General features: G+C 75.6%; 21 protein-coding genes. 7 read left to right on the forward strand and 14 right to left on the reverse strand.

The features are described 5' to 3' along the window. Positions 1-14: 14 nt before the first annotated feature. The 9 genes from CRP39_RS25615 to CRP39_RS25655 form a co-directional block, all read right to left on the reverse strand. Positions 15-1,061 (reverse strand): autoinducer 2 ABC transporter substrate-binding protein, encoded by a 1,047-nt coding sequence (locus CRP39_RS25615; RefSeq protein ID WP_245854116.1) that lies wholly within the window; start codon positions 1,059-1,061, stop codon positions 15-17. Between the two features lie 89 nt (positions 1,062-1,150). Further along, positions 1,151-2,653: a rhamnulokinase gene (locus CRP39_RS25620; RefSeq protein ID WP_097209232.1), complete on the reverse strand. Its 1,503-nt coding sequence runs from the start codon at positions 2,651-2,653 to the stop codon at positions 1,151-1,153. Next, on the reverse strand, positions 2,650-3,438 hold the full coding sequence (locus CRP39_RS25625) for a DeoR/GlpR family DNA-binding transcription regulator (protein ID WP_172442639.1): 789 nt from the start codon (positions 3,436-3,438) through the stop codon (positions 2,650-2,652). The genes CRP39_RS25620 and CRP39_RS25625 overlap by 4 nt, the downstream gene beginning before the upstream one ends. A gap of 262 nt (positions 3,439-3,700) precedes the next feature. Continuing rightward, entirely contained in the window at positions 3,701-4,948 is a 1,248-nt protein-coding gene (locus CRP39_RS25630; protein WP_097209234.1) for a DUF3500 domain-containing protein, read from the reverse strand. Positions 4,949-4,950: 2 nt separating this feature from the next. Then, complete coding sequence (locus CRP39_RS25635; RefSeq protein WP_097209235.1) at positions 4,951-5,805, reverse strand: fumarylacetoacetate hydrolase family protein; 855 nt, start codon at positions 5,803-5,805, stop codon at positions 4,951-4,953. Next, complete coding sequence (locus CRP39_RS25640; RefSeq protein ID WP_097209236.1) at positions 5,802-7,496, reverse strand: FAD-dependent monooxygenase; 1,695 nt, start codon at positions 7,494-7,496, stop codon at positions 5,802-5,804. The genes CRP39_RS25635 and CRP39_RS25640 overlap by 4 nt, the downstream gene beginning before the upstream one ends. Beyond that, complete coding sequence (locus CRP39_RS25645) at positions 7,493-8,824, reverse strand: MFS transporter (protein ID WP_097209237.1); 1,332 nt, start codon at positions 8,822-8,824, stop codon at positions 7,493-7,495. Before CRP39_RS25645 ends, CRP39_RS25640 begins: the two co-directional genes overlap by 4 nt. Before the next feature lie 171 nt (positions 8,825-8,995). Further along, on the reverse strand, positions 8,996-9,901 hold the full coding sequence (locus CRP39_RS25650; RefSeq protein ID WP_097209238.1) for an alpha/beta hydrolase: 906 nt from the start codon (positions 9,899-9,901) through the stop codon (positions 8,996-8,998). 125 nt (positions 9,902-10,026) lie between these two features. Continuing rightward, the gene (locus CRP39_RS25655) at positions 10,027-10,590 is read right to left on the reverse strand and encodes a quercetin 2,3-dioxygenase (protein ID WP_097209239.1); all 564 of its coding nucleotides are present in this window, start codon (positions 10,588-10,590) and stop codon (positions 10,027-10,029) included. Between the two features lie 122 nt (positions 10,591-10,712). Here CRP39_RS25655 and CRP39_RS25660 point away from each other — a divergent pair, with 122 nt between their 5' ends. Further along, positions 10,713-11,477 carry a dihydrodipicolinate synthase family protein gene (locus CRP39_RS25660; RefSeq protein ID WP_097209240.1) on the forward strand — a complete coding sequence of 255 codons (765 nt, stop codon included), beginning with the start codon at positions 10,713-10,715 and terminating at the stop codon, positions 11,475-11,477. 28 nt (positions 11,478-11,505) lie between these two features. Here the strand turns inward: CRP39_RS25660 and CRP39_RS25665 are convergent, their stop codons facing one another. Further along, on the reverse strand, positions 11,506-12,330 hold the full coding sequence (locus CRP39_RS25665; RefSeq protein WP_245854117.1) for an IclR family transcriptional regulator: 825 nt from the start codon (positions 12,328-12,330) through the stop codon (positions 11,506-11,508). 179 nt (positions 12,331-12,509) lie between these two features. Here CRP39_RS25665 and CRP39_RS25670 point away from each other — a divergent pair, with 179 nt between their 5' ends. Beyond that, positions 12,510-13,478, forward strand: coding sequence for a hypothetical protein (locus tag CRP39_RS25670; protein ID WP_097209242.1), 969 nt, complete (start codon positions 12,510-12,512; stop codon positions 13,476-13,478). An 86-nt stretch (positions 13,479-13,564) separates the two neighbouring features. After that, complete coding sequence (locus CRP39_RS25675; RefSeq protein ID WP_245854118.1) at positions 13,565-15,844, forward strand: glycoside hydrolase family 3 C-terminal domain-containing protein; 2,280 nt, start codon at positions 13,565-13,567, stop codon at positions 15,842-15,844. Positions 15,845-15,977: 133 nt separating this feature from the next. Here the strand turns inward: CRP39_RS25675 and CRP39_RS25680 are convergent, their stop codons facing one another. Next, a complete protein-coding gene (locus tag CRP39_RS25680) occupies positions 15,978-16,781 on the reverse strand; it encodes a DUF899 domain-containing protein (protein WP_097209243.1) in 804 nt (267 codons plus the stop codon). Positions 16,782-16,941: 160 nt separating this feature from the next. Here CRP39_RS25680 and CRP39_RS25685 point away from each other — a divergent pair, with 160 nt between their 5' ends. Further along, complete coding sequence (locus tag CRP39_RS25685) at positions 16,942-17,406, forward strand: DUF3237 domain-containing protein (RefSeq protein ID WP_097209244.1); 465 nt, start codon at positions 16,942-16,944, stop codon at positions 17,404-17,406. 62 nt (positions 17,407-17,468) lie between these two features. Here CRP39_RS25685 and CRP39_RS25690 read toward each other — a convergent pair whose 3' ends face one another. Beyond that, positions 17,469-17,852 carry a nuclear transport factor 2 family protein gene (locus tag CRP39_RS25690; protein WP_097209245.1) on the reverse strand — a complete coding sequence of 128 codons (384 nt, stop codon included), beginning with the start codon at positions 17,850-17,852 and terminating at the stop codon, positions 17,469-17,471. Between the two features lie 38 nt (positions 17,853-17,890). Here CRP39_RS25690 and CRP39_RS25695 point away from each other — a divergent pair, with 38 nt between their 5' ends. After that, positions 17,891-19,003 carry an AI-2E family transporter gene (locus tag CRP39_RS25695; protein WP_245854119.1) on the forward strand — a complete coding sequence of 371 codons (1,113 nt, stop codon included), beginning with the start codon at positions 17,891-17,893 and terminating at the stop codon, positions 19,001-19,003. 54 nt (positions 19,004-19,057) lie between these two features. Here the strand turns inward: CRP39_RS25695 and CRP39_RS25700 are convergent, their stop codons facing one another. Then, a complete protein-coding gene (locus CRP39_RS25700) occupies positions 19,058-20,233 on the reverse strand; it encodes an LLM class flavin-dependent oxidoreductase (RefSeq protein WP_097209247.1) in 1,176 nt (391 codons plus the stop codon). Between the two features lie 121 nt (positions 20,234-20,354). On the opposite strand from CRP39_RS25700, the gene CRP39_RS25705 reads away from it, so the two are divergent. Further along, positions 20,355-24,884, forward strand: a complete 4,530-nt coding sequence (locus CRP39_RS25705) for an HAD-IC family P-type ATPase (protein WP_245854120.1) — start codon at positions 20,355-20,357, stop codon at positions 24,882-24,884. A gap of 7 nt (positions 24,885-24,891) precedes the next feature. Here the strand turns inward: CRP39_RS25705 and CRP39_RS25710 are convergent, their stop codons facing one another. Then, on the reverse strand, positions 24,892-25,758 hold the full coding sequence (locus CRP39_RS25710; RefSeq protein ID WP_097209248.1) for an SDR family NAD(P)-dependent oxidoreductase: 867 nt from the start codon (positions 25,756-25,758) through the stop codon (positions 24,892-24,894). Positions 25,759-25,980: 222 nt separating this feature from the next. Between CRP39_RS25710 and CRP39_RS25715 the strand changes: the two genes are divergently transcribed. Continuing rightward, on the forward strand, positions 25,981-26,553 hold a 573-nt coding region (locus CRP39_RS25715; protein WP_143426756.1), incomplete at its 3' end, for a MarR family winged helix-turn-helix transcriptional regulator.

Here is a 26,553-nt window from a genome sequence, read left to right on the forward strand (position 1 = left end):
CCTCCCCGGGCGGATCAGTAGTCGAACTGGCCGGCGTTGTCCTTGGTGATGCGCAGCGGCGGTCCGAGCAGCAGCACCTTGGTGCTCTCGTCGAACGTCACCTCGGGCATGTCCGGGCTCACGTCGTTCGTCGCCTGCAGCTCCTCGCCGTTGGCCAGCTGGACGCCGGTCCACGCGGTCAGGTAGCCGAGGTTCTCGACGTCCCAGAGGATGCTGGCGCTCGACGAGCCGTCCTCGAGGTAGGGCAGCATCGACTGCGGCGTCCCCAGGCCGACGGTGAAGACCTGGCCGATCTTCCCGGCGTCCCGGACGGCCTGGGCCACGCCCGGCGCCGACGAGGTGCACTCGCCGACCAGCCCGGTGAGGTCCGGGTGGGCGTTCATGAGGTCGGTCGCCATCTGGGTGGCCGCCGCCTGGTCCTCACCGGCGTAGACGATGTCGACGATCTCGGCGTCCGGGTACTGCTCGGCGGTGTAGGCCTCCTGCACCTCGATCCAGGCGTTGAGGTTCTCCGCCGTCTGGCCGCAGGAGACGATGGCGTACCGCCCGGAGCCGCCCATGGCCTCCAGGAGCGCGTCGGTGAGCGCCTGCCCGATGCCCTCGGTCGAGGCCTGGCTGACGAACACCTCGCGCACCGAGTTCGGCGCGTCGGTGTCGGAGGTGGCCACCGCGATGCCGGCGTCGGCGGCCTGCTGCAGCAGCGGGGCCATGGAGTCGGGGTCGTTGGGCGCCACGATGAGCGCGTCCACGCCCTGCTGGATGTAGGAGCGGACGATGTCGGCCTGCGCGGCCGGGTCGGCCTCGACCGGACCCTGGTAGAGCCACTCGCAGCCCAGCTCCTCGCAGGCCGCCTGTCCGCCGGTGTTCATCGCCTCGAAGTACGGGATGCCCTGCAGCTTCGGGACGAAGGCCACCGTGACCCCGCCGCCGCCCTCGGAGCCGCCGCCCCCGCCGCCGCCTCCGCCGTCAGAGGCGGATCCACCGCTGCCCTCGCCGCAGGCGGCCAGCGTCAGGGTCGCGGCCAGGCCCAGGACGGCAGCCGCACTCGTCTTCGTCGTCATCCTCATCGGTCACCTCATCGGAGTGGGGGTGTGGTTGCCCCGTGGTGCCGTCCAGCTCGGCGAGCCGGCGGTCCCAGGTCGTCGGCTCATCAGGTCGGGATGAGCCCCCGCTGGCGGTCGTCGTCCTGAGTTCTCTCCCGCAGCAGCGCTGCGGCCTGCTCCCAGCGCGCATCCGGGCGCGGGGAGCACGTGTGGAGGTCGGCGGTCCGGGCGACGACCGCGCGGGTGTCCGTGACGCCGCCCAGCTCGCCGAGGGCCACCAGCTGGGCGGCGGCGTTGCCCAGGGAGGTCGCCTCGACCGGGCCGCAGTGCACGGGCAGCCCGGTCGCGTCGGCGGTGGCCTGGGCGAGCAGCGCGCTGCGGGCGCCGCCGCCGGTCACGCAAACCGCGGTGGGCGCGGTGCCGGTGACCGCGGCGATGTCCTCGGCGGTCACCCGGTAGGAGACGGCCAGGGAGTCCACGACGCACCGCGCGATCGCCCCCGGGCTCTCGGGGACGGGCTGCCCGGTGCGCCGGCAGTACTCCTGCACCCGGGCCGGCATGTCGCCGCGGGCGAGGAAGTCGCGGGCGTTGGGGTTGACCAGGCAGCGCAGCGCCGGCTCCCGGCCGGCGAGCTCGGTCAGCTCGGCGTAGCTGAACTCCCGCCCCTGCGCGGCCCAGGCGCGGCGGCACTCCTGCAGCAGCCACAGCCCCATCACGTTGCGCAGCAGGCGGGTGGTGCCGGCGTACCCGCCCTCGTTGGTGAGGTTGGCCGCCAGCGAGGCCGGGGTCACGACCGGCCGGGGCAGCTCGACACCCACCAGCGACCAGGTGCCGGAGGAGATGAACAGCGCACCCGGCTCGGGGAACGGGGTCGCGACCACGGCGCTGGCGGTGTCGTGCCCGGCCGGCGCGATCACCCGGGTGCCGGCCAGCGGGCCGTCGCCGAGCGGGCCGAGGAGCGGCCCGAGGTCGGTGCCCGGGGGCACGACCTCGGGCAGCAGGCGGGTCGGGATGCCGAGGTCGTCGGCGAGCTCGGTCACCCAGCGCCCGGCGGCGACGTCGTAGAGCCCGGAGGTGGACGCGGCGGTGGCCTCGGTGACCCGCGAACCGGCGAGGAGGGAGTGGACGACGTCGGGCAGCATCAGCAGGGTGGCCGCCCGGTCCAGCCGGGTCGTCGTCCGCGCGTCCGACATCAGCGCGAACACGGTGTTGATCTCGTTGAGCTGGACGCCGGTGGCCCGGTACAACCGCTCACGGCCGACCATGGCCAGCGCCTCGTCCATCGCCGCGAGCTGACGCGGGTCGCGGTAGCACGTCGGGAGGTCCACCAGGGTCCCGTCGGCGGCCAGGAGCCCGTAGTCCACGCCCCACGCGTCGACCCCCACGGAGGCGACGGGCGATCCCTCGGCGGCGAGCGTGCCCAGCCCGTCGGTGATCGCCCGGGTGAGGAGGTCGAGGTCCCAGCGCAGGATGCCGTCGACGACGAAGGGCGTGTGCGGGAAGCGGCTGACCTCCCGGACGGCGAGGCGCTCGCCGTCGAAGTCGGCCCGCACGACCCGGCCGCTCTCCGCGCCGAGGTCGACCGCGGCCACGGTCGCGACGGCGCTCACCGGTGCTCCTCGGCGACGTCGACCCGGTGCACGCGGGTGCCGGCCTGCTCCAGCTCGGCCACGACGGCGGGGTCGGCGGCGCTGTCGGTGTAGAGGGCGGTGATCTGCGAGACCGGGGTCGCGGTGTGCAGGGAGAAGTTGCCGAACTTGCTGGAGTCGACCAGCCCGAAGAGCTGGGCGCAGTGGGCGGCGAGGTACTGCTTGGCCTGCGCCTCCTCCAGGGTCATGTCCAGCAGGCCGCGCTCGGCCGAGACGGAGTGGGCTCCGATGAAGCCCTTGCCGATGCGCCCGCGACCGGCCAGGACGTCGCCGAGCAGGCCCACGACCGACCGCGCGGACCGCCGCACGATGCCCCCGGGCACCAGGACGGTGGCCTCCGATCGCTCCGAGAACAGCGTGGCGGTCGGCATGCTGTTGGTGATCACGACCAGGGACCGGCGGTCCAGCAGCTCCCGCGCCAGGAAGTGGCAGCTGGTGGAGGAGTCCAGGGCGATGACGTCACCGTCGCCGACCAGCGGCGCGACGGCGCGGGCGATGGCGGTCTTCTCCGCCCGGCGCACCTGCAGCCGGGTCTCGAAGGAGCCCTCGTCGACGACGGGGGCGGCGACCGCGCCACCCCGGACCCGGCGCAGCACGGCCCGCTGCTCCAGTGCGTCGAGGTCCTTGCGGATGGTGACGGTGGAGACCTCGAGCCGCTGGGCGAGGTCGTTGACCTCCACGCGGCCGGTCGCCCCGAGCTCGGAGAGGATGACCTGCGACCGCGCGTGCTCGTCGAGTGACGGCACGGGGACCACCCCCCTCGCGGACTCCACCGGGGTGTGACGGTCGCCACACCGAAGGCGTGCGCGGGCGAACGTAGGGCCGCGCGAAAGCCAGCGTCAAGGAGTCGGAGCCGGACGAAAGCGGACTGCCTCCGAATGGAGGCGACCGGCTTTCGAACGGTGTGCGGGGCGACCGGTGACGGTCAGGCGGGCAGGCGGCCCCCGCCCGCAGGCGGGCGGGGAGCCGGGCCGGCGAGCACCGCCCCGGCCCGCCGGCTCGGGTCCGTCAGGCGTCGCGTTCCCGCCACTGCCGCACCCAGGCGCGGCCGTAGTCGTTGCCGTGCGGCGTGCGCAGCACGGTGTGGATGTGGAAGGTCTTGGGGGTGTCGTAGTCGAGGAAGACCCCGCAGTGGTGGTCCAGCTCGGCGATCAGGACGGGGGACTGCACCCGGTAGTAGAAGACGTCGCCCGGCTCGTGCCCGCCGATCCAGGCGAACCACGTCCCGTCCAGGTGCTCCTCGACCTCGCGCAGGCGGGCGGCGCGCGGGCCCTCGGGCAGCAGGCCCACGAAGGTGGCGACGACGTCGAGGACCCGTTGCCGGGCCGTGGCGCCCAGGTCGGCCAGCCGGACCCCCTCGAACGGGATCACCCGGTTGTCCTGGAACGCGCCGGCCAGGTGCCGTTCGTCGCCGGGGTGCACGCGGCCGGGCGGCATGGCCGGGTCGACCATCTGGGCGTAGACGGTGGCCTGCGCACGCTGCCGCTCGGTGAGCTCCGCCATGACGGCCAGGCCGGCGTCGATGCGGTCGGCGAACAGGCCGGAGATCCCGGCGTGCGGGCCCTCGTCGATCTCGTCGGGCTCGGCGCCCAGGAAGACCGGCGAGACCACCATGCGGCCCTCGACCACCAGGCAGTTGACCGCGCAGTGGTGGCCGTAGAGCTGCCAGCCCCAGGGGGCGCGCAGGTCCGGGGTGCCGTAGAGGGCGATGTTGTAGCTCCACTCGCCGAGCACGGTCGGCAGGTCGACGACCTCGCCCAGGAAGCCGTTGACCAGCATCATCGCGTGCACGGCGGCGGCCCCCTCCGGGGAGAGGGAGGCCCGCACGAGCCCGAGCGCCTTCTCCCGGACCTCCGGGCGCTGGAACTCCAGGCGCAGGCCGGTGTCGAACTGCATGAACTCCGGGTTGGCCCAGGTCTGCCACTCGACGGCGTCGACGGCGAAGGAGATCCGCTCCCGGCCCTCGTCGTCCAGGGCCGCCAGGAGGTCATGCGCCGCGGCGACCATCGCGGGGACCGGCGCCTCCTCGCCCGGGCGGGCCGGCTCCAGCGGGTACAGGCCCTCCCGCAGGACGCCGTCCTCGGTGACGCCCCGGAACTCGCTGCGGTACAGCGGCGTCCAGCCCTCCACCAGGCCGCCGGTGAAGGTGCCCGGCGTCCGGGCGTGCTCGCGGTAGGCGTAGGGGTCCATGCCCCGGACCCCGGCCAGGCGCGGGTGCTCGTGCGGGAACAGGTACTGGCGGAACTCGCCGGCCACGCTCAGACCTCCTTGCGGCGGATGTCGTTTCCCACCACCGGGTTGCGCAGGACGCCGAGGCGCTCGACCTCGACCTCGACGACGTCGCCGGGCTGCAGCAGCCACGGGGGCGTCCGGGCGTAGCCGACACCGGACGGCGTGCCGGTGGCCAGCAGGTCGCCCGGCCGCAGCGTGAACGTGTGCGAGATCAGCGACAGCGTGTCGCCGACGGTGTAGACCATCTCGTCGGTCCGCCCGTCCTGGACCACCTCGCCGTTGACCCGGGTCCGTACCCGCAGGCCGTCGCGCAGGTCGCCGACCTCGGCGGCGGGGACCATCGGACCGAGCGGGCCGGACCGGTCGCCGTTCTTGCCGAGGATCCACTGGCTGGTGAGCTTCTGCGCCCGCCGCGAGGTGAGGTCGTTGAAGGTGGAGTAGCCGACGACGGCGGCCAGCGCCTCGTCCGGGGTGGCGTCGACCAGCGTCGCGCCGACGTAGGCCACCACCTCGCCCTCCCAGTCCAGGCCGTCCTCGTTGGACGGCACCGGCACCTCGGCGCCGTCCACGGTCAGGGACTGCGTCCAGCGGGCGAACAGGGTGGGGTGCGGCGGGAGCTCCTGGTCGCGGAAGCTGCCCTCGGCCACGTGCTTGAGGTAGTTCAGCCCGATGCAGACCACCCGCGCGCCGGGCAGGACCGGCGGCACCCGCTCCACCTCGGCGGCGGGCAGCGTCGGGCCGGCCGGCTCCGCGGCCAGGTGACCGGCGGGGTCGGCCCAGAAGCCCTCGAGCGGGGCCACCACGGTGACCTCGGTGCCGTCGTCGGACAGCGACGCCACCTCGACGTCGCCGCCGGTGCGGCGGATGCCCACGATCCTCATGCGTGCAGTCCTCTCGTTCGGGTCGGTGCTCGGTGCGCGTCCTCGGGCCACCCGCAGGCTCGCACCAGGGCGGCGCCCGCGGCGCACGGGTCCCCGCCGCGCCAGGCGACGTGCTGGTCCGGGCGCACCAGGAGCAGCGGGGCCCCCCAGGACCCCTCCAGCGGGGCGCTCCCCGCCGGGACGTCGTCGTCCCCCAGGCGGACCACCGACAGCGGGATGCCGCGGTCGGCGGCCGCCTGCTGGACCGGCGCCGCGTCGGCGTCCCCGAGGACCAGCAGGGTGAAGCCGCGGCCCAGGAGGTCGTAGACGGAGCGGTCCGCCGTCAGCCAGCGGTGCGGCAGCAGGCAGCCGGGACGGGCCGACGGCGTGTAGTGCACGGGGTCGTCGGCCGGCCGGTCGCTGCCGTCGTCGGAGACGATCGGTGACCCGGCGTACTGGTACCCCAGGACCAGGCCGAGCGAGTGGAACTCGCTCTCCTTGACCTGCAGTGCCTCCGCGGTCTGCTTGCGCAGGACCTCGGCCTCCGGGCCGTCCTCGCCCAGCAGCGGATCGGCGAAGTGGTGCGCCAGGGCGCGGTCGTTGGCGCCGGCGTCGGCGATGGTGCGCGCGGCGACCGGCCGGCGCTCGGCCTCGTAACTGGCGAGCAGGCCGGGCCCGCCCCAGCCCTGCAGGACGGCGGCGGCCTTCCACCCGGCGTTGACGGCGTCGCCGACGCAGGTGTTGAAGCCGTGCCCGCCCCACGGCGGGTTGAGGTGCGCGGCGTCGCCGACGAGCAGGACGCGGCCGGTCCCGTAGGAGTCGGCCAGCAGCATCCGGGCCACCCAGGGGTCGGTGGCGATCACCTCGACGTCGACCGGCTCGCCGACGAGGGCCTGCACCAGCGCCACCGGGTCGACGTCGCCGGCGGTGCGGACGTCGACGCCCTGGACGATCGCCCACCAGGTGTCGTCGAGGTCGAGCCGGCCGACGATGCCGGCGGCGCCGGGGGCCATCACCCAGGAGTGGACGGCGCCGTCGTGGGGCACCCGCCCGGCCAGGCCGGGCGCGCGGAACAGGATGCTGAGGTTCGGCTTCTCCCCGGAGGAGCCCTCGTAGGCGGCGCCGACCGCGCCGCGCACCACGCTCCCGCCGCCGTCCGCGCCGAGCACGAGGTCGGCGCGGACCGTGCGGGTGCGGCCGTCCGCGGTGGCGACGGTGACGTCGGCCCCGTCGTCGTCCTGCCGGATGCCGGTGACCCGCGAACCGGTCTCCAGCCGGGCGTGCGCCGAGCCGGTCACCGCCTCGCGCAGGACCTCCTCGATCACCGGCTGGGGCACCTGCTGGCCCACCTCGGGGGACCACTCCTGGGGCTCGCCGTAGAGCTGGAAGGCGTGCTCGAAGCGGCGCACCTCGTGGCCGAGCAGGGTGGAGCAGAAGACGACGTCCTGGGCCCAGTCCACGGGCAGGGGGGCGGCGGCCCGCAGCCGGTCGGCCAGCCCCCACCGCCGCAGGTGGGTCATGGTGCGGGCGTTGGTCGTCTTCGCCCGGGGACGGAGCGGGTCGACCGTGACGCGGGGCTCGACGACGAGGCTGGGGACGCCGTGGGCGTCGAGTTCGAGCGCGGCGGCGAGGCCGGCGGGGCCGCCGCCGACCACGACGACGGGCACGTGCTCGACGGTTGCCGGGTCGCGCGGGGTCTGCGGGGCGGTCATGCGGCACCTTCCAGCTGTGCGGGGGTCGGCGTGGCCTGCGGCGCGCTGCCGGGGGTGGTGGCGCGGTCGCGGCGGGGGAGCGGGGCCATGACCAGGGCGCCCAGGAGGGCCGGGCCCGCGAACGCCAGGCAGCCGGCCGCCACGGCGCTCCCGGCACCCACGAAGGCGGCGCCGTAGGTGGGGCCGGCGATCGCCCCGAGCCGGCCGATGCCCAGCGCCCAGCCCAGCCCCGTCGCGCGGGCGGCCGCGGGGTAGTAGCCGGACACGTGGTCGTTGAGCATGTTCTGGGTGCCGAGACCCCCGAAGCCGGCGAGGGCGACCAGTGCCATCGCCAGACCGGTGGGCGGCGTGGTCGCGATGGCGAGCAGGGCCGCCGCCGCGGCGGCGAAACCGGTGAGCACCATCGCCTTGGCGCCGATCCGCTCGGCCAGCGTGGCGGCGATCAGGGTGCCCACCACGGCACCGGCGCTGTAGAGCAGGAGGAACCCGATCGCGGAACTGACGCCGTAGCCGGCGGTGCGCATGATCTGCGGCAGCCAGGTGCTGACGCCGAAGACGGTGAGCAGGCTGCACACGTTGACCAGCCAGATGCCGACGGTCACCGGACCGCGGCCGCCGGCGAACAGGGCGCCGACGGGGGAGTGGCGGCCCACCGTTCCGACAGCGGCCGGGGCGGGCAGCCCGAACCGCGCGGCGATGCGGTCGGCCTCCTCGGTCCGCCCGCGGGCGCGCAGGAACGCCGGGGACTCGGGGAGCAGCCACAGCGCGACGGGCACGAGGAGGAGGGGCAGCACGCCCAGCCCGTAGACCCAGCGGAACCCGCCGTCGGCCACGGTGGCGACCGCGACACCGGAGGCCAGCAGGCCGCCCAGCGGCGGCCCGGTGAGGACCGCGCCGAGGATCCGCGAGCGCCGTCCCGGCGCGGCGAACTCGCTGGTCAGCGCCACGGCGGTCGGCAGCAGGCCGCCGATGCCCAGGCCGGCGACGAACCGGCAGACGGCGAAGGTGCCGAACGACGGGGCCAGCGCGCAGGCGAGCATGGCCAGGGAGAAGACCGCGATCGACGTCACGAACAGCCGGCGCCGGCCGAGCAGGTCGGTGAGGGTGCCGGCGACCAGGGAGCCGCACAGCACGCCGACCAGGGCCAGGCTGGCGACCGCGCCGGCGCTGCCCGGCGTCACGCCCCAGGACGGCTCGGCGAGCAGTCCGGGGACGGTCGCGCCGTAGGAGAACAGGTCGTAACCGTCGGCGATCAGCGCGAGCCAGCACAACACTGGGACGAGGAGCGCGGCGCGCGAGGCGGGGCGCGCGGGGGCGGGATGGTCCATGCGGGTCTCCGGATCTGGTGGGGCCGGGATCAGGGCGGGCGGCGGCCCGGTGCGGGCGGTGTCCCGGGGCTCGGTCGGCCTCCTCCAGCGTGGGTGACCCCCGTCACGCCGTCCGAGGGCCTTGCCGCTCAATGGCAGAGAACCGGCGGGAACTCCCGGGATCGGGCCGGCTCACGCGGCCAGGCGCGCCCGGAGGAAGGCGGTGGTCCGGGTGAGCGCGTCCGCCGCGGCCCCCGGGGCGCCGAGCCACATGTGGTTGGCGTCCGCGTAGGTGTGCAGGGTGGCCTCCGCCCCGGCGGCGGTCAGCGCCGCGGCCAGCCGCTCGCTCTGCACGCACGGGACGAACCGGTCGGCCACCCCGTGCAGGAGCAGGGCCGGCGGCGCGGCGGGGGAGACGTGGGTGAGCGGGCTGGCCTGCGCGGCGCGGTCGGGCACCGTGGCGACCGGGGCGCCCAGCAGCTGCGCCTCGCGGGTGTCCGGGTCGGCCGGGTCGGCGCCGGTGTCGGCCGCCACCGTGGCGATGTCGCTGGGCGCGTACCAGGCGGCGACGGCGATGACCGCGCTCGACGGCCCGGTCACCCCGACGTCCCCCTCGAGCGACGGGTCGTCACCCGTCAGGCCGAGCAGCGCGGCGAGGTGACCGCCGGCCGACTCGCCCCAGGCGGCGGTGCGGGCGGCGTCGACGCCGAGCTCGCCGGCGCGGGCGCGCAGCCAGCGGACGGCGGCCTTGGCGTCGTGCAGCTGGGCGGGCCAGGCCGCCTCGCCGGAGAGCCGGTAGTCGATGCTGGCGACGGCGATCCCGGCCTGCGCCACCGCCTCGAACGCGCTGCTGCCCGGGTAGGCCGGGCCCGCGGAACGGCGGCTGCCCAGGCGCCAGCCGCCGCCGTGCAGGAAGACGGCGACCGGCGCCGGGCCGTCCCCGGCCGGCAGGTACAGGTCCAGCTCCAGGGGACGCACGCCGGGGACGGCGGCGTACGGGAGGCCGAGCAGCACGCGGGTGCCGCCGGGACCCGGCCGGGGCGGCGGCAGCGGAGCGGCGTGCGCGGGCGGCGGCAGCGGCAGGGCGGGAGTGGGCACGGATCTCCTCGACGACGGGCCGGGCGGCGGGGACCGACCGACCCGGCGGGGAGTGGAGCTCCGGGAGCTCTGCCCTCGGCTCAGGGGCGGCGACGTGGGCTGAGCTCCCTGTACCTCGGGACGGCTCAGGCGCCGTGCGCGTCGTCCCACCGGTGGTCGGGCAGGAACTGCATGTCGTGGCGCTGGGCCGCGGCCTGCATGCGCGGGACGGCGGGGACGAACGGCGGCTGCTGCGCGGTCGCGTGGTCGGTCTCGGCACCCATGTGCTGGAAGAACCGCTCGAACCCGCCGCTGAGCGTGCCCATCATCCGGGCGTCCTCGACGATCTGGTACGCGTGGGCGAAGCCGGCCGGCACGAACCCGAAGTCGCCCGGGGTGAGCAGCCGCGACTGCTTCTGCCCCTCGGTGTCCTGGAAGAACAGCCGCACCCTGCCCTCGATGACGTAGAAGGTCTCGTGGGTCCGGTTGTGCGAGTGCGTGGGGATCACGTCGCCGGCGGGGGACTCGCTGACGACGACGCCGAACTGCCCCTCGGTCTCGTCGCCGGACAGCAGCACGGTGAACAGGTCGGTGAAGAGCATCGAGTGCTCGCCCTCGCCGCGCTCGAGCACGTAGGGCTGGGGCCTGCCCGGGAGCACGCCCTTCCACTGCGGGCCCTCGGCGGGGTCGATCAGGTACTCGAAGCTCATGCGGACTCCCGGGTCGGTTCGGCGGTGACCTCCCGAGGATGCGTGGCGCCGGTTCCCGCGCCGAAGGACCGTGCCATTGAGCGGCAACGATCCTGGCCGCGCATCGGGGGCAGGATGGGACCATGCCCGCTCTCTTCTCCGGCGTCGGTGTCGCCCTGGTGACGCTCTTCCGTCCCGACGGCGCCCTCGACGCGCCGTCCACCGCCGAGCTCGCCGCCCGGCTGGTCGATCGGGGCGTGCGCGCCGTCCTCGTGGCGGGGACCACGGGGGAGGCGGCCACGCTGGCCGCCGAGGAACGTGACCTGCTGGTGGGCGCGGTCCGCGCGGCGGTGCCCGCCGGGGTGCCGGTGCTCGCCGGCACCGGGGCACCCACCGGGCGCCAGGCCGCCGAGCTCACCGAGCGCGCGTTCGGCGCGGGCGCCGACGCGGTGCTGGCGCTCTCCCCGTCGGGGGTCGCCGACCCGCGGCGGTACTACGACCGGGTCGCCGCGGCCGCCGCGGGGCCGCTGCTGGCCTACCACTTCCCGGCGGCGTCGGGCCCCGGCATCCCCGTGCACCTGCTGCCCGAGCTGCCGGTGTCCGGGCTCAAGGACTCCTCGGGGGACGCCGGCCGGCTGCTGCACGAGGTCGAGGTGTTCGACGGCGACCTGTACACCGGCTCGCCCGCCCTGCTGAGCCTGTGCGGGACGACCGGCGCGGCCGGCGCGCTGCTCGCGGTGGCCAACGTCGTCCCCGAGGAGTGCATCGCGGCCCTCGCCGGCGACGGCGCCGCCCAGGTGCGCCTCGCGGCCGTGGAGCGCGCCGCGTCGGCCGACTTCCCGGCCGGCGTCAAGCGGCTGGTCGCCGAGCGCCACGGGGTCTCCGCCATGACCCGGGTCGGCAGCTGACTGCGCCAGGGGTGCGCCGGCGCGCGGGTCACGGAGCGGACGGCCCGGCCGGCTGGCCGATGGATCGCCGTGCACCGAGACCACGGGAGATCGAGCGTGCCGCCGTGCGCACCGCGGGGCCGAGCAGTCGCGGCTCGGCGTTCTCCTGGGGCACCACGACGGAGAGCGCCGCGGCGACCCGGTCGTCGGCACCGAAGACCGGTGCGGCCACGCTGACCAGGGGCTGCGGCGTCCGGCGGTCGATCGTGGCCATCCCCTCCCGGCGGATCCCCGCGAGCGTCCGGCGGAGGGCGGCCGGGGACAGCGGGACGTTCTCGGGCTGGTGCACCAGCGGCTGGGCGAGCACCTCCTCCTGGAACTCCGGCTCCGCGAACGCCAGCAGCACCAGGCCCACGCCGGTCGAGTGCAGCGGCAGCCGCCCCCCGACGCGGTAGAGCACCTCCATCGACTGGTGGGCCGACAGCCGCTCGACCAGCAGGCCGTCGAAGCCGTCCCGGACGGCGAGCAGCACGTGCTGGCGGGTGACCTCCGCCAGGTCGCCCATGAACGGCAGCGCCACCTGCTTGAGCCCCTGCCCTCGCGGCGCGAGGGAGGCCACCTCCCACAGCCGCAGCCCGACGGTGAAGCGACCGTCCTCCCCGCGCTCGAGCGCGCCCCAGGCGAGCAGCCGGCCGGCCAGGCGCAGCGTGGAACTGGTCGGGATGCCGCTGCGCCGGCTCAGCTCGCCGAGGGTCAGCGAGCGGTGCCCGGCGTCGAACGCGGCCAGCAGGGACAGCGCCCGGTCGACGACCGGGTCGCCCTGCGGGGGCCGGTGCCCACGGGCGCGGGACGGAGGGGGAGGGGCGTCGGTCACCAGGAGCACGTCCGTTCGGGACGGTGGAGGCGCGGGACGGACTCGTCTGCCATCGAGCGGCATCCTGCCCGACGGCGCCGCCGGCGGCCGGTGGTCAGGGCGGACCACGCCCCCCGGCCGCCCCAAGATGGTCAGATCCGGTCATGCGCCGGCGGGCCCCGTGGCCGCACCCTCGGTCCATGAACTCCGCAGTCGACCGCGTTCGGTCGTCTCAGCAGGCGGCGGCCGGCCCGCACGAGCCGGATGAGGGGATCCGGCCGGGGACCCGGCTGCTGCTGCGCGCCTTCGTGTGCCTCACCCTGCTCGCCGTCGGCCAGCTGCTGCTGCGCCCCGGGCAGACGCGGGAGGCCTTCGCGTGGCACATCCACGCCGAGGTCACCGCGGCCTTCATCGGCGCGGCCTACGCGGCGGGGGCGGTGCTCTCCCTGGTGGCCCTGCGGCAGCGGGTGTGGAGCCGGGTGCGCATCCCCGTCCTCACCGTCGGCGTCTTCACCACGCTGACCCTCGGCGCGACCATGCTGCACACGCACAAGCTGCAGCTGACCGACGGCGTCCCGACGGCGCGCGGAGCCGCCTGGTTGTGGCTGGTCGTCTACCTGGTGGTCCCCTTCGCCTGCTTCGCCGTCGTGGGCCGGCAGGGGTGGCGCCGTCGTCCGGCGCCGGGCGCGCGCCGGCCGATGCCGGGCTGGCTGGCCGTGCTGGTCGGTGTCCAGGGTGCGGTGCTGACGGCGGCGGGTGTGCTGCTCTACCTGGGCGGCGTCGCGGTGCACCACCACGCGGACGCCATCACCCGCTTCTGGCCGTGGGATCTGATGCCCCTCAGTGCCCAGGTGGTCGGCGCCTGGCTGATCGCCTTCGGGGTCGCCGCCGCGCTGGTGATCCGGGAGGGCGACCTGGCGCGCCTGGTCGGGCCGTCGCTCGCCTACGCCGTCTTCGGGGGCCTGCAGCTGCTGGTGCTCCTCCGGTACCGGGAGTCGGTCAGCACCGGCGACCCGTGGGTGTGGGCCTACGTGGGGTTGCTGCTGAGCGTCGTCCTGGCCGGCGGCCACGGCTGGTGGACGGCCCGGCGGGACGCCGCGGTCGCCGTCCCGTCCCCGGCGGAAGCGCGGCGCAGCACCGGGGAGCGCGTCGCGGAACCCGTCGGCTGAGCACCGCCGAACCACCGGCCGGGGAACCGTGCCGCGGGTCGGCTGCCCCCGCGCGCGACTCGCGTCCCGTGGGCATGCTCGCGGGCGTGACGGACACCCACCCCCTCCCCGCCGGGCTCTCCCTCGAGCAGCGCGCCTCCCTGCTGTCCGGGCAGGACTTCTGGACGACGACGGCGCTGGACGAGGCCGGGCTGCCGGCGGTGGTGCTCACCGACGGGCCGCACGGCGTCCGCCGGCAGGAGGGCCCCTTCGACACGATCGGCATCCACCGCAACGTCCCGGCCACCTGCTTCCCGCCGGCGGTGGCGGTGGGGAGCAGCTGGGATCCGTCGGTCGCCGAGCGCATCGGGACGGCGATCGGCCGGGAGGCCCGGGCGCTGGGGGTGCACGTCGTCCTCGGGCCGGGCGTGAACATGAAGCGGTCCCCGCTGTGCGGGCGCAACTTCGAGTACTACGCGGAGGACCCGCTGCTGGCCGGGGTGCTCGGCGCGGCCCACGTGCGGGGTCAGCAGGCCGAGGGGGTCGGCGCGTCGGTGAAGCACTTCGCGGCCAACAACCAGGAGACCGACCGGATGCGGGTCAGCGCCGACGTCGACGAGCGCACCCTCCGCGAGGTCTACCTGCCGGCCTTCGAGCGGGTCGTCACCGAGGCGCGGCCGGCCACGGTCATGTGCGCCTACAACAAGGTCAACGGCGTCTACGCCTCGCAGCACCGCTGGCTGCTCACCGAGGTGCTCCGCGACGAGTGGGGCTTCGACGGGGTCGTCGTCTCCGACTGGGGTGCCGTCGACGACCGCGTCGCCGCCCTCGCTGCCGGGCTGGACCTGCAGATGCCCGGGAACCGCGGCGTCGGTGACCGCCGCGTGGTGGCGGCCGTCCGTGCCGGGGAGCTGGACGAGGCGTTCGTCGACGTCAGCGCCGCCCGGGTCGCGGGACTGGCCAGGTTCGTCGGCGCGGCGGCCGGGTCGTCCGGTGTGGCAGGCGGGTTCGACGTCGACGCGCACCACGCGCTGGCCCGCGAGCTGGCCGCGCAGTGCGCCGTCCTGCTGCGCAACGAGCGCGGCACGCTGCCCCTGCTGCGCGACGCGCGGGTCGTCGTCGTCGGCGAGTTCGCCCGGACGCCGCGCTTCCAGGGCGGCGGCAGCTCCAACGTCCACGCCACCCGGGTCGAGTCGGCGCTCGACGCGGTGCGGGCGCTGGCCGCGGCCGACGTGCCGTTCACCCCCGGGTTCCCCCTCGACGGGGCGGGGGACGCCGCCGCGCTGCGGGAGGAGGCGGTCGCGCTGGCGCGGTCGGCCCAGGTGGCGGTGGTCTTCGCCGGGCAGGGGGAGGCCGAGGAGTCCGAGGGCTCCGACCGGGAGACGCTGGACCTGCCCGCCGTCCAGGTGGAGCTCATCCGCGCCGTCGCCGCGGTTGCGCCGCGCACGGTCGTGGTGCTCTCGAACGGCGGGATGGTCTCGCTGGAGGGGTGGCACGACGAGGTCGACGCCGTCCTGGAGGGCTTCCTGCTCGGTCAGGCCGGCGGCGGTGCCCTCGCCGACCTGCTGTACGGGGTCGCCAACCCGTCGGGTCACCTCGCCGAGACGATCCCGCTGCGGCTGGGCGACGTCCCCAGCTCGGTGGACTTCCCCGGGGAGCAGGGGCACGTCCGCTACGGGGAGGGCGTGCTGATGGGCTACCGCGGGTTCACCACCCTCGACCGCCCGGTGCGGTACGCCTTCGGGCACGGCCTGAGCTACACGACGTTCACGACGTCGGACCTGCAGGTCGTGGCCACCGGTGAGGACACCGCCCGGCTGTCGGTGACCGTGGCCAACACCGGCGACCGCGCCGGCAAGCACGTGGTGCAGGTGTACGTGGCGACGTCGGCCGGGCCGGTCCGCCGTCCGGCGCGTGAGCTCCGCGCGTTCACCCCGGTGGTCCTGGAGCCCGGCGAGCGGCGCACGGTGACCGTCGACCTGGACCGGCGGGCCTTCGCGTACTGGGACGTCCGCGAGGGCGGCTGGGTCGTGCCGCCCGGTTCGTACACGGTGCAGATCGGGGCCAGCGCCGTGGACGTCGTCGCCTCGGCGACGGTGACCCTGGTCGGTGACGACCTGCTGCCCGCGCTGACGCTCGACTCGTCGGTCGAGGACTGGCTCGGCCATCCGGTCGTCGGCCCGGACCTGCTGGAGGGGTTCGCCGGGTGGCTGCCGGACCTGCCGCCGCCCACGACCGCCGAGGGGCTCGGGATGCTCCGGATGGTCGGGTCGATGCCGATGCGCCGCTTCGTCGCCGACATGGGGGCCTCCGTCCCGGCCGACGAGCTGGATCGGATGGTGGCGCGGGCGGCCACGGCGCGCGCCGAGCGGGTGGCCCGGCCGTGACCCGGTACCTCGCGCCGTACCACCCCGACGCCGCCGGGATGCGCGCCGTCGTGGACGCCGTGGTCGAGCACCTGCGTCGCCCCTGACTCCGGTCCGGCTGCCCCGGCGGTGCTCGGTGGGGCGCCGGGCACGGTCACGAGGTCGCGATGGCCTCGGCGTCGCGCGTGGACTCCCCGGGCCGACCGCCGTACTCGTCGTGGCGGCGCAACCAGTGCATCAGAGGCCCGTCGGAGCGCCCGGGCGGCTCCTCCCAGTCCTCCTGGCGGCCGAGCACCGTCAGGTCCAGCCAGTTGTAGGTGCTGACCATGGCGTCCAGACCGCGGGCGTAGGTCGAGTACGTGTGGAACACCCGGTCCCCGTCGCGCAGGAACGTGCTGGCGCCGGGCAGGTCACCGGCCCAGTCCCGCCACGCCTCGCCCTCGGTCTCCAGGAGCTGCTGCTCGTCGCGGAAGTTGTACTCGACCGGTGCGACGGATGGGTCCACGGTGACGTGGAAGTCGTAGTTGAACGACGTCCCTGCCGACGAGTACCACGGCACCGTCCAGCCCATCCGCGCGCGGTAGGCGGCGAGCTGGGCGTAGGGCGCCCGGGAGACGAGCGCGAGCGTGGTGTCGCGGGCGTGCAGGTGCGCCAGGTGCCCCGTGCTGTCGACGACGAAGGAGCACGAGGGACAGCCGGCCTCCCACTCCGGCTGGAACATGAAGTGGTAGACGACGAGCTGCCGGCGGCCCTCGAAGACGTCGATCAGCGAGACCTCGCCGTCCGGGCCGGTGAACCGGTAGTCCGCCGTCACCTCTCGCATCGGCAGCTGTCGCCGGGCGGCGCTCACCGCATCCCGCTGGCGGGTGAACTCCTTCTCACGGGCCAGGAGTTCGACGCGGGCGGCGCGCCACTCCTCGTCGGACACCACGGGCGGTAGGGACGTCGAGCGAGACACGGTCTTCTCCTCTCGCTGTGCACAGCTCCTGGGAGTGGTGACGCCTCGGCTGCACCGAAGTCATCGGCCGACGCGTACTCCTGCGGGTCCACCGGCTGTGCGGATGGGTGCTCGGCGGCGAGACGGACCTGGAGGAACGCGACACTGGCAGGGTGACGGGATGACCGTCACGCCGCCGCCGCTGGACCACGTGCTGCACCTCGAGGTCACCGTCGGCCCGCCGACCGAGATCGGGCCGACCCCGGCCGGGCAGCGGCGGGTCATCCCGATCACCGGCGGGACGGTGTCCGGCCCGCTGTGCACCGGGCGGGTGCTGCCGGGCGGCGCGGACTTCCAGCTGATCCGCACCGAGACCCAGACGGTCGCCGAGGCCCGCTACGTCATCGAGACCGACGAGGGCGAGCGGGTCTACGTCGAGAACATCGGCCTGCGCACCGGCTCGGCCGAGGACATCGCCCGCCTCCGTCAGGACCTGCCCGTCGACCCGTCCCGGATCTACTTCCGCTCCACCCCGCGGTTCGAGACGACGGCGCCGCGGCTGGCGACGCTCACCTCGCACGTCTTCGTCGGCTCCGGCGTGCGGCGTCCGGCAGCGGTGGTGTTCGACTTCTTCCGCGTCGGTTGAGGCCGCACCGCGGCTGCCGGGGCCGGGCAGCTGCGGTGGCCGCGGCGGCGGGGGCGGGGAACTCAGCGCGGCAGCGACGTGGGGGCGTAGGCCAGCAGCTGCCACCGGCCCCCGGCCCGGGTCCACACGGCCAGCGCGAGGTTGTCGATGGTCTTCGGCACGCCGTCGACGTCGACGTCGGCGGTCATCCGCCCCACGACGATCGCGGCGTCGCCGGTGACCTCCACCCGCTCGACCGGGTGCTCGGCGCGCCGGTAGACGTAGTAGCGGGACCGCAGCTTGGCGAGGTACTCGTCCTTGGTGTCCCGGACCCCGCTGGAGTGCGCGTAGCTGGCCCCGGGTGCGAGCAGCTCGTCCAGCGCGGCGAGGTCGCCGTCCAGCATCGCCCGGTAGCGGCGGTCCTCCGCCGCGAGCACCGCCTGCACGTCGTCGTCCCGGCTCGTCATGGTCCCCATCCTGGCCGGAGGGCGCTAGCTTGCGCCGCGTGGACGGCGACCCGCGCGCGCGACCCCGGCGGGTCGACGGCGGGCGGGAGCCGGCGTGGCTGCGCCGCGGCGTGCTCGTCGTCCTGGTCGCGGTGGCCGGCTACCAGGTCGTGTCGTGGGCGTTCAGCAACCTCCGCGGCTTCCTGGGGCTGGTCTTCCTCGCCTGGCTGTTCTCGGTCAGCGTCGAACCGCTGGTGGAGCGGCTCGAGCGCCTCGGCCTCCGGCGCGGCGCGGCCACCGGCCTGGTGCTGTCCGCCCTCGTCGCCGCGCTGGCCGGCTTCGTCGCCGCCTTCGGGAGCCTGCTGGTCGAGCAGCTCACCTCGTTGTTCACCGCGCTCCCCGACGTCGCCCGGGAGGTCGTCACCTGGGTCAACCGGACGTTCGACACCACCCTCGACCCCACCGACGTCGTCTCGTCGCTGCAGCTGTCGTCGGCCCGGATCCAGCAGATCGTCGCCGACCTCACCCCGGGCGTCGTCGGCCTCGTCACCACCCTGGTCGGGCTGCTCTTCCAGTTGCTGACGTTCCTGTTGTTCGCCTTCTACATGTCCGCGGAGGGCCCGTCGCTGCGCGCCTCCGTCGCCCGGCGCTTCCCGCCCCGGCAGCAGCGCGTCGTCGCCACCGTCTGGGCCATCGCCGTGGAGAAGACCGGCGGCTTCGTCGTCTCGCGCCTGGTGCTGGCGGCGGTCAGCGCCGTCGTCACCGGCCTGTTCCTCCTGCTGCTGGGCGTCCCGTACTGGCTGCCCCTGGCGCTGTGGACCGGTGTCATCTCGCAGTTCATCCCGACCATCGGCACGTACCTGGCGATCGGGGTCCCGGCGCTCATCGCGCTGTCCGGGCAACCGGTGGACGCCCTCTGGGTGGTGCTCTTCGGCGTGGTCTACCAGCAGGTGGAGAACTACCTGCTCGCCCCGCGGATCACCGCCCGCACGGTGGCGATCCACCCCGCGGTCGCCTTCGGCTCGGTGGTCGTCGGCGCCGCCCTGTTCGGCCCGATGGGCGCCCTGGTCTCCATCCCGGTCGTGGCGGCGGTCCAGGCCGTCGTGGAGACCTACGGGCACCGCTACGAGCTCGTGGCCGACGACGACGACCCCGACCCCGCGCCGGGTTGAGCCCCGTCGGCCGCCGCCCCGGGTGGACGGGGCGGCGGCCGACGGGCCGACGGTTCAGCCCCCGGCCTTCTCCTTCTCGTAGCGCTCGGTCATCGTCGCGACCGCCTGCATCTGCTGGGCCGCGTAGTCCTCGCGCTTGCCGCTGGCGAACGCCTTCCAGTCCAGCGTCTGCTGGGCGTGGCTGATCTCCCCGCCCTGGAAGTGCGGCATGACGTGCTGGGCGATCAGCTCCCACGAGCGCTTCGTCGCCTGCGGGTTGGCCCACTCGTGGCCGAGCAGCAGCATGCAGCCGAAGCCACCGGACTGGTCCCACAGCCGCTGCACCTGGGCGCGGGCGTCCTCGACGGTGCCGATCGCCCCGATGCCCGCCTCGTTGATGAAGTCGATCATCTCCTTGGCGTCGCCGCCCGAGACGGCCATCTGCGGGAACGCGGCGGTCTTCTGGAAGTAGCGGAACCACGTCTCGATGCCGTACTGGACCTCGGCGTAGGCCTGCTCGCGGGTCTCGGCGATGTGCATGAGCCCGACCAGTCGCCAGTCCCGGCGGGACACCGTCTGGCCGAAGTGCGCCGCCCGTTCCTGGACGACGTTCCAGTGGTGGGCCAGCGCGTCGAAGCCCTCCTGGGTGAGGGTGGCGCCGATGGACAGCAGACCGACCCCGTGCCGGCCGGCCAGCCGCGGCCCGGTCGGGGAGGCCACCGCGGCGACGGCGATGTCGAAGCACGGCTGGGTGTAGGGCCGCAGGTGCAGCCGCGCGTTCACCAGCTCGTGGGTGCGGGTCTTCTCCGTGACCGTCTCGCCGCGGAGCAGCCGCATGATGATGTCGAGGTCGACCTCCATCAGCTCGCGGGTGTCGGTGGGGTTGAGGCCCAGCATCATCGAGTCCGTCGGCAGCGAGCCGGGGCCGCAGCCGAGCATCGCCCGGCCGCGGGTGAGGTGGTCCAACAGCACCATGCGCTCGGCCACCCACAGCGGGTTGTGGTAGGCGATCGAGGTGACGCCGGTGCCGAGCTTGATGTGGCGGGTCCGCTCGGCGGCCGCGGCGATGAAGATCTCCGGGGAGGCGATGATCTCGGTGCCGGCCGAGTGGTGCTCACCGATCCACGCCTCGTCGTAGCCCAGCCGGTCCAGGTGCTCGACCAGCTCCAGGTCCCGCTGCAGGGCCAGGGTGGGGTTCTCGCCGGCGGGGTGGAACGGGGCGAGGAACGTGCCGAAACGCAACCTGTCCATGGGTCCTCCTGGGTCTCCGGGTCTGACCAGAACGTAACGTGGGTCACACGTCCCGCGGCACCCTCGCGAACGGGCCGATCCGGTTCCGCGGGCGTACCGTTCCGGGACCACCGTTCGAGGGATGCCGATGGCGCTGCTCCGCCGGATCCGGGCACTACGTGGCGCGGCGGACACGGCCGCCCGTCTCGCCGCTGCTGGCGCGGTGCTGGCCGCCGTCCCGGCGGTGGCCACTGCCGGCCTGCTGACCGAGCCGGCGCGCGCGACCGCCCGGGTCGCCCGGGCCGCCGCGGGCGCCGGGGCGGCGGTCGCCGACGGGTCGCTGCACCTGGCCCGGGCCGCGGCGGTCACCGGCACCCGGGCGGTCGGAACGCTGCTGACCGGCGCCGACCCGATCCCCGACGGGCACCTGCACTCCCTGGTCGACGTCGCGAGGGGCATGGTCGAGCCGCCGGCCAAGCGGCACACCCGCCGCGTGTGGGCCGATCACGGCCACGTCCAGGTCGAGGTCGCCGCCCCCGCGGCCGAGGACCGGCCGGAGGTCCGGCGGGCCCTGCGCCGCCAGCTGGAACGGCTGGAGGGCGTCCAGTGGGCCACGGTCAACGACGTCGTCGGCCGGGTGCTGGTGGCCGTCGACGACCGGCGGGTGCGGGTGGAGGACGTCGTCGGGGCCGTCACCGCCATCGAGCAGGCCCGCGGCGGCCGGCAGGTCTTCCCGCAGTCGGTCGAGCACCCCGCCGACCTCGAGCCGCTGCTGGCCGCCGTGGTCGCCGCCGCGGTCGACACCGCGGCGGTCGGTGTCGCCTACCTCGGCAAGGCCCTGCCCGTGCCGGCGCTGTCCCGGCACGCCACGCTGGCCATCGGACTGCTCGACAGCCAGCGGTGGATCCGCTCCGGGCTCGAGGCCCGCATCGGCGTCATCGGCACCGACCTGCTCTTCAACGGCACCAGCGCTCTCCTGCACGCGCTGACGCAGAGTCCCACGATCCCCGCGCTCAACGCGGCCGCCGCGGTGCAGCAGGCCGTGGAGATGCGGGCCCGGCGGCAGGTCTGGCGGCGCCGCGAGCCGGAGCTGTGCGGCCCCGAGCCGGAGGACGACGACGAGTCGCTGACGCCCCCCGGACCGCGCCCGACCCCGTTGCCGGCCGGTCCGGTGGAGACCTACCGCGCCCGCGTGGAGCAGGTCGCGCTCGCCGCCACCCTGTCGGTGCTCCCGCTCACCGGCCGGCCCGGCCGCGCGGCGGACATGCTCAAGTCGCAGAACCCGAAGGCCGCCGGGCTGGGCCGGGAGTCCTTCGCCGCCACCCTCGACCTGCTGATGTGCCGGCGCGGGGTGCTCCCCATGAACGGCGGCGCCTACCGCCGACTGGACCGGGTCGACACCGTCGTCGTCGACGGCGCGACGCTGTGCACCGGCCCGCCGGTCGTCATCGAGGCGAGGGCGACCGCGGACGGGTGGGACGACGCCGCCGTGTGGACCGCCGCGGTCCGGCTCCTGGCCGCCCGCGGGAACGGGGACGGCGGGCTGCGGCTCGGACCGCCGCGCCGCGCTCCCGGCGCCGAGGGCGGGGAGGTGCGCAGCCTGGTCCGGGGTCGCCGCCGGGTGGGCGTCGTGACCCTGGCGCCGGAGCCCGACCCGCACGCGGAGGCGCTGCTGTCGGCCGCCGCCGGGGCCGGCCACCGGCTGGTCCTCCCCACCCACGTCGGCACCCGCGACCTGGCCGGCGCGGCCGACGAGGTCGCCCCCGCCGACGAACCGCTGGTGGAGACGGTGCGCCGGCTGCAGTCCGACGGGCGCGCGGTGCTGCTCGTGTCGGCCACCGACGGTCCCGCGCTCATGGCCGCCGACGTCGCCGTCGCCCCCGTCCTCCCCGGCCGTGCCCCCGCGTGGGGCGCTGACCTCGTCACCCGGCCCGGCCTGGTCGACGCCTGTGCGCTCGTGGACGCGACCGTCCCGGCCCGCGCGCTGAGCCGCCGGGCGGTGACCACCGCGGTCACCGGCAACGTGCTCGGCGGCCTGCTCGCCGCCGTCGGCAGCGCGCGGTACGGGCAGGCCAAGGCCACCACCCCTGGCAAGTCGGCCAGCACCGCCGCCCTGGTCGACGGCGCGTGGAGCGCCGTCCGGGTCGCGCGCCGTCCCGAGCCGCCGCCGACGGTGCACACCCCCTGGCACGCCCTCGACCCCGACGACGTGCTGGCCCGCGTGGCCGAGCTGCCCCGGCCGGACGACGCACCACCGGGCCGCCTCGCGGTCGCCGCCCGCGTCGTGGGGGAGCTGCCCGTCGTCCGGCTGCCCGCCCGCTTCGTGCGCACCGTCGCCGCGGAGCTGGCCGACCCGCTCACCCCGGTCCTCGCCACCGGGGCGGCCGCGACCGCCGTGCTCGGGGAGAACACCGACGCGCTGCTGGTCGGCGGCGTCACCGTGATGAACGCCCTGGTGAGCGGGTTGCAGCGGCTGCGTGCGGAGTCCGCGCTGGAGTCGCTGCTGCTCGAGCAGGACGTCACCGTGCACCGGGAGACCGACGACGGCAGCGAGGACGTTCCCGGCGGGGCGCTGCGGGTCGGCGACGTCGTCCGCGTCGGCGCCGGGGACGTCGTGGCCGCCGACGCCCGACTGCTGGAGGCCGCCGACCTCGAGGTGGACGAGTCCAACCTGACCGGGGAGTCGGTGCCCGTGGCCAAGTCGGTGCCGGCCACGCCCGGCGCGGAGGTGACCGACCGCACCTGCATGCTCTTCGACGGCACCACGGTGGTGGCCGGCAGCGGCCGCGCGGTCGTCGTCGCCGTCGGGTCGGCCACGCAGGCCGGGCGCGCCGCCCGCGCCGCCGGAGGCGCGGCACCCCCGGCCGGCGTGCAGGCCCGGCTCGCCGAGCTCACCGGCGCGGTGCTGCCGCTGACCCTCGCCGGCGGTGCCGCGGTCACCGCGCTCGGGGTGCTGTGGCGGCGCCCGCTGCGGGAGGCCGTCGCCGCGGGCGTCGCCATCGCGGTCGCCGCCGTCCCCGAGGGCCTGCCGCTGGTCGCCACGGTGGCGCAGCAGGCCGCCGCCCGCCGGCTGTCCCGCCGGGGTGCCGTCGTCCGCAGCGCCCGGGTGCTGGAGGCCCTCGGCCGGGTCGACACCGTCTGCTTCGACAAGACCGGCACGCTCACGGAGAACCGGCTGCGGGTCGCCCGGCTGCTGTCGCTGGACGACGGCGCCGGTGAGGACGACGTGCTGCGGCTGGCCGCGGCGGGCGTGGCCAACGGCGACGCACGGGCGCACGAGACCGATCGCGCGGTGGTCGACGCGGCGGCCGAGCGTGGGCTGGACACCGAGGGGGAGTGCGAGGCGTGCCTGCCGTTCGCCGCCGAGCGCGGGTTGTCGGTGGGGGTGCGCGACGGGCGGCTGGTGGTCAAGGGCGCGCCCGAGGTGGTCGCCGCCCGCTGCGCTGGGACGCCGGACCTCCGGCAGGCGGTGCAGGAGCTCGCCGCCGACGGCCTGCGGGTGCTCGCCGTCGCCGACCGGGCGGTCGACGGCGCGCCCGAGGACCTCGAGGCGGCCGCGCGGGACCTGCGGCTGCGCGGGCTGGTCGGCCTGGCCGACACCCTGCGCGCGTCGTCGGTGGCCGCGATCGAGCAGTTGTGGGCCGCGGGGGTCCGCGTGGTGCTCGCGACCGGTGACCACCCGGAGACCGCGGGGGCGATCGCGGCGCAGGCCGGTGTCCCCGATGCGGACCGCGTCGTCACCGGCGCCCAGCTGGCCCGTGCCTCGGACGCCGAGCGGGCCCGCATGGTGCGCGAGGGCACCGTCTTCGCCCGGCTGTCCCCGGAGCAGAAGGTGTCGCTGGTCGGCGCGCTCCGCCGGGCAGGGGCCACGCTCGCCATGACCGGCGACGGCGTGAACGACGCCGCCGCGATCCGGCTGGCCGACGTCGGGGTCGGCGTCTCGGGCGCGGAGTCCCCGGCCGCCCGCGCCGCCGCGGACCTCGTCCTCACCGACCTGGACCTGACCCGGCTCGTCGACGCCATCGGCGAGGGGCGGGCCATGTGGCTGCGGGTGCGCGACGCCGTGTCGATCCTCGTGGGCGGGAACGCCGGCGAGGTCGCCTTCACCGTGCTGGGCACCGCGTTCGGCGGCCGGGCACCGCTGCGCACCCGCCAGCTGCTGCTGGTCAACCTGCTCACCGACATGTTCCCGGCGCTGGCGGTCGCCGTCGCCGCCCCGCGGGCGGCCGTCCTCGAGCAGTCCGACGGGCCGCTGGCCGGGCACCCGCTGGAGGCGGTGCTGCGCGCGGGGCCGCAGCGCGGCTTCTCGACCGGCGTGCGGCGGATGGTGTTGGTGCGGGGCGCGGCAACCGCCGCCGGGGCCACCGGCGCGTGGGCCGCGGGGCGGCTGACCGGTCCTCGCGGCCGTGCCGGGACCATGGGGCTGGCCGCGCTGATCACCACGCAGCTCGGTCAGACCGCCTGGGCCGGACGGCGCAGCCCGCTGGTGCTGGCCACCGCCGCGGGCTCGCTGGCGGTGCTGGTCGGACTGGTCTCCACCCCCGGCGTCAGCCGGTTCTTCGGCTGCACCCCGCTGGACCCGGTGTCGTGGCTGGTCGTGCTGGGCTGGGCCGCCGCGGGCACCGCCGGTGCGGAGGTCGTCCCGGTGCTGGTCAAGCGCTACCGGGGCTGACGCCGGGTCACCAGGACAGCGGCGGAGTGGGGGGCCCTCCGGCGATGACCTCCTCGGCGCGGCCGCGGATGGCGCCGTCCCGTGCTGCGTTGGTGAGCACGTAGAAGCGGCCGGTGCGGACCGCGTCCACCACCAGTTCGGCCACCTCGTCCGGTTCGCGGGGCGGGGCGGACCGCGCGTGCAGCTCGGCGCGGGCCGCGCGGGTGACCGCGCCGGTGTCCGCCGCCGGGCCCGCCGACGCCGGCCGGTTGCGCGAGGAGGTGTCGAAGTTGGTGCGCACGGCGCTCGGGCACAGCAGCGTGACGCCGACGTGCGACCCGGCCTCGCGCAGCTGGAAGTGCAGCGACTCGGTGAGCGCCACAGCCGCGTGCTTGGAGGCCCCGTACGCGCCGAGGGAGCCGGCGAACAGGCCGAAGACCGAGCTGGTGGTGACGATGTGTGCGGCGTCCTGCTCCTGCAGCACCGGCAGGAACGCGCGGACCCCGTGCACGACGCCCCACAGGTTGACGCCGAACACCCACTCGAGGTCGCCGAGGGGCACCTCCCACAGCGGGTCCTGCGACCCGCCGACACCGGCGTTGTTGCAGAGCAGGTGCACGGCACCGAACTCGGCGAGTGCGGCGTCCCGCAGGGCCGCCACCGAGGCGGCGTCGGCGACGTCGGTGCGCACCGGCAGTACCTGCGCGCCGGTGCGAGCCAGGTCCGCGGCGGCGGCCTCGAGTACCGGCGCCTCGACGTCGGCCATGACCACGCGCATGCCCTCGGCGGCGAACCGCCGGGTCAGGCCGAGCCCGATGCCGCTGGCCGCGCCGGTCACGACCGCGACCCGCCCGGGAGCGATCACCCCTGTCGCGCCGGCTCCCGTTGCGTCCATCCCCGCACCCGCCTCCCCTCGTCGCCGGGCCGATGGCCGGCGTTGCGAGCGCAACCCTGCTGGGCCCCGTCGCGACCGTCAAGGGGGCAATACGCCCGGAAATATGAGCCCGGGGCGCCCGTCGGACTGTTGCACTTGCAACTCGGGTCTTGACAGCGACGGTGACGCAGGCCACCGTGGGCCGCACCCGCGGACCCCACACCCCTCCCGAGAGCAGGCCCGATGCGCGAGCCCGGAGACGACCGACGGGTGCGCCTGCGTCGCCGGCCGATCCCACAGCGCATCGACCGCGAGCAGTACGCCCCGTACCACCTCGCGGTCATCGCCAACGTGGTCTCCTCGTCCACCTCCCAGGTCTACCTGCGCGAGTTCGGCATCGGAGTCAACGACTGGCGGGTCCTCTCGCACCTGGCGCTGGAGCCCGGCTGCACCGCGCAGACGGTCAGCAACGAGCTGGGGGTGGACAAGTCCGTGGTCAGCCGCAGCGTGCGGACGCTGGTCGACCGCGGCCTGGTCGGCGTCGAGACCACCCCCGGCTTCCGGCGGCTCTACCTGACCGACGCCGGCGTCGACCTGCACAAGCGGGTGGTCCCGGTCGCCCTGCAGCGCGAGCGCCTGCTGCTCGCCGGCCTGGACGACGCCGAGGTCGCGCAGCTGCTGGAGCTGCTGCGCCGGGTGCACGCCAACCTGCCCGCCCTCGCCGCCGGCGACCGCACGCCGAGGACCCACCGCGACAGCACCCACGACCACAGCACCCACGACCACAGCACCCACGACCACAGCACCCACGACCAC

This window comes from Geodermatophilus sabuli, from assembly GCF_900215145.1.
Classification (GTDB): Bacteria; Actinomycetota; Actinomycetes; order Mycobacteriales; family Geodermatophilaceae; genus Geodermatophilus; species Geodermatophilus sabuli.

What these genes read in the sequence shown, in the direction of transcription:
- CRP39_RS25670 (WP_097209242.1), top strand. Translation starts at nt 12,510, where the DNA reads ATGAACTCCGCAGTCGACCGCGTTCGGTCGTCTCAGCAGGCGGCGGCC.
- CRP39_RS25615 (WP_245854116.1), bottom strand. Translation starts at nt 1,061, where the DNA reads ATGACGACGAAGACGAGTGCGGCTGCCGTCCTGGGCCTGGCCGCGACC.
- CRP39_RS25660 (WP_097209240.1), top strand. Translation starts at nt 10,713, where the DNA reads ATGCCCGCTCTCTTCTCCGGCGTCGGTGTCGCCCTGGTGACGCTCTTC.
- CRP39_RS25640 (WP_097209236.1), bottom strand. Translation starts at nt 7,496, where the DNA reads ATGACCGCCCCGCAGACCCCGCGCGACCCGGCAACCGTCGAGCACGTG.
- CRP39_RS25705 (WP_245854120.1), top strand. Translation starts at nt 20,355, where the DNA reads ATGCCGATGGCGCTGCTCCGCCGGATCCGGGCACTACGTGGCGCGGCG.
- CRP39_RS25690 (WP_097209245.1), bottom strand. Translation starts at nt 17,852, where the DNA reads ATGACGAGCCGGGACGACGACGTGCAGGCGGTGCTCGCGGCGGAGGAC.
- CRP39_RS25635 (WP_097209235.1), bottom strand. Translation starts at nt 5,805, where the DNA reads ATGAGGATCGTGGGCATCCGCCGCACCGGCGGCGACGTCGAGGTGGCG.
- CRP39_RS25710 (WP_097209248.1), bottom strand. Translation starts at nt 25,758, where the DNA reads ATGGACGCAACGGGAGCCGGCGCGACAGGGGTGATCGCTCCCGGGCGG.
- CRP39_RS25685 (WP_097209244.1), top strand. Translation starts at nt 16,942, where the DNA reads ATGACCGTCACGCCGCCGCCGCTGGACCACGTGCTGCACCTCGAGGTC.
- CRP39_RS25645 (WP_097209237.1), bottom strand. Translation starts at nt 8,824, where the DNA reads ATGGACCATCCCGCCCCCGCGCGCCCCGCCTCGCGCGCCGCGCTCCTC.
- CRP39_RS25700 (WP_097209247.1), bottom strand. Translation starts at nt 20,233, where the DNA reads ATGGACAGGTTGCGTTTCGGCACGTTCCTCGCCCCGTTCCACCCCGCC.
- CRP39_RS25655 (WP_097209239.1), bottom strand. Translation starts at nt 10,590, where the DNA reads ATGAGCTTCGAGTACCTGATCGACCCCGCCGAGGGCCCGCAGTGGAAG.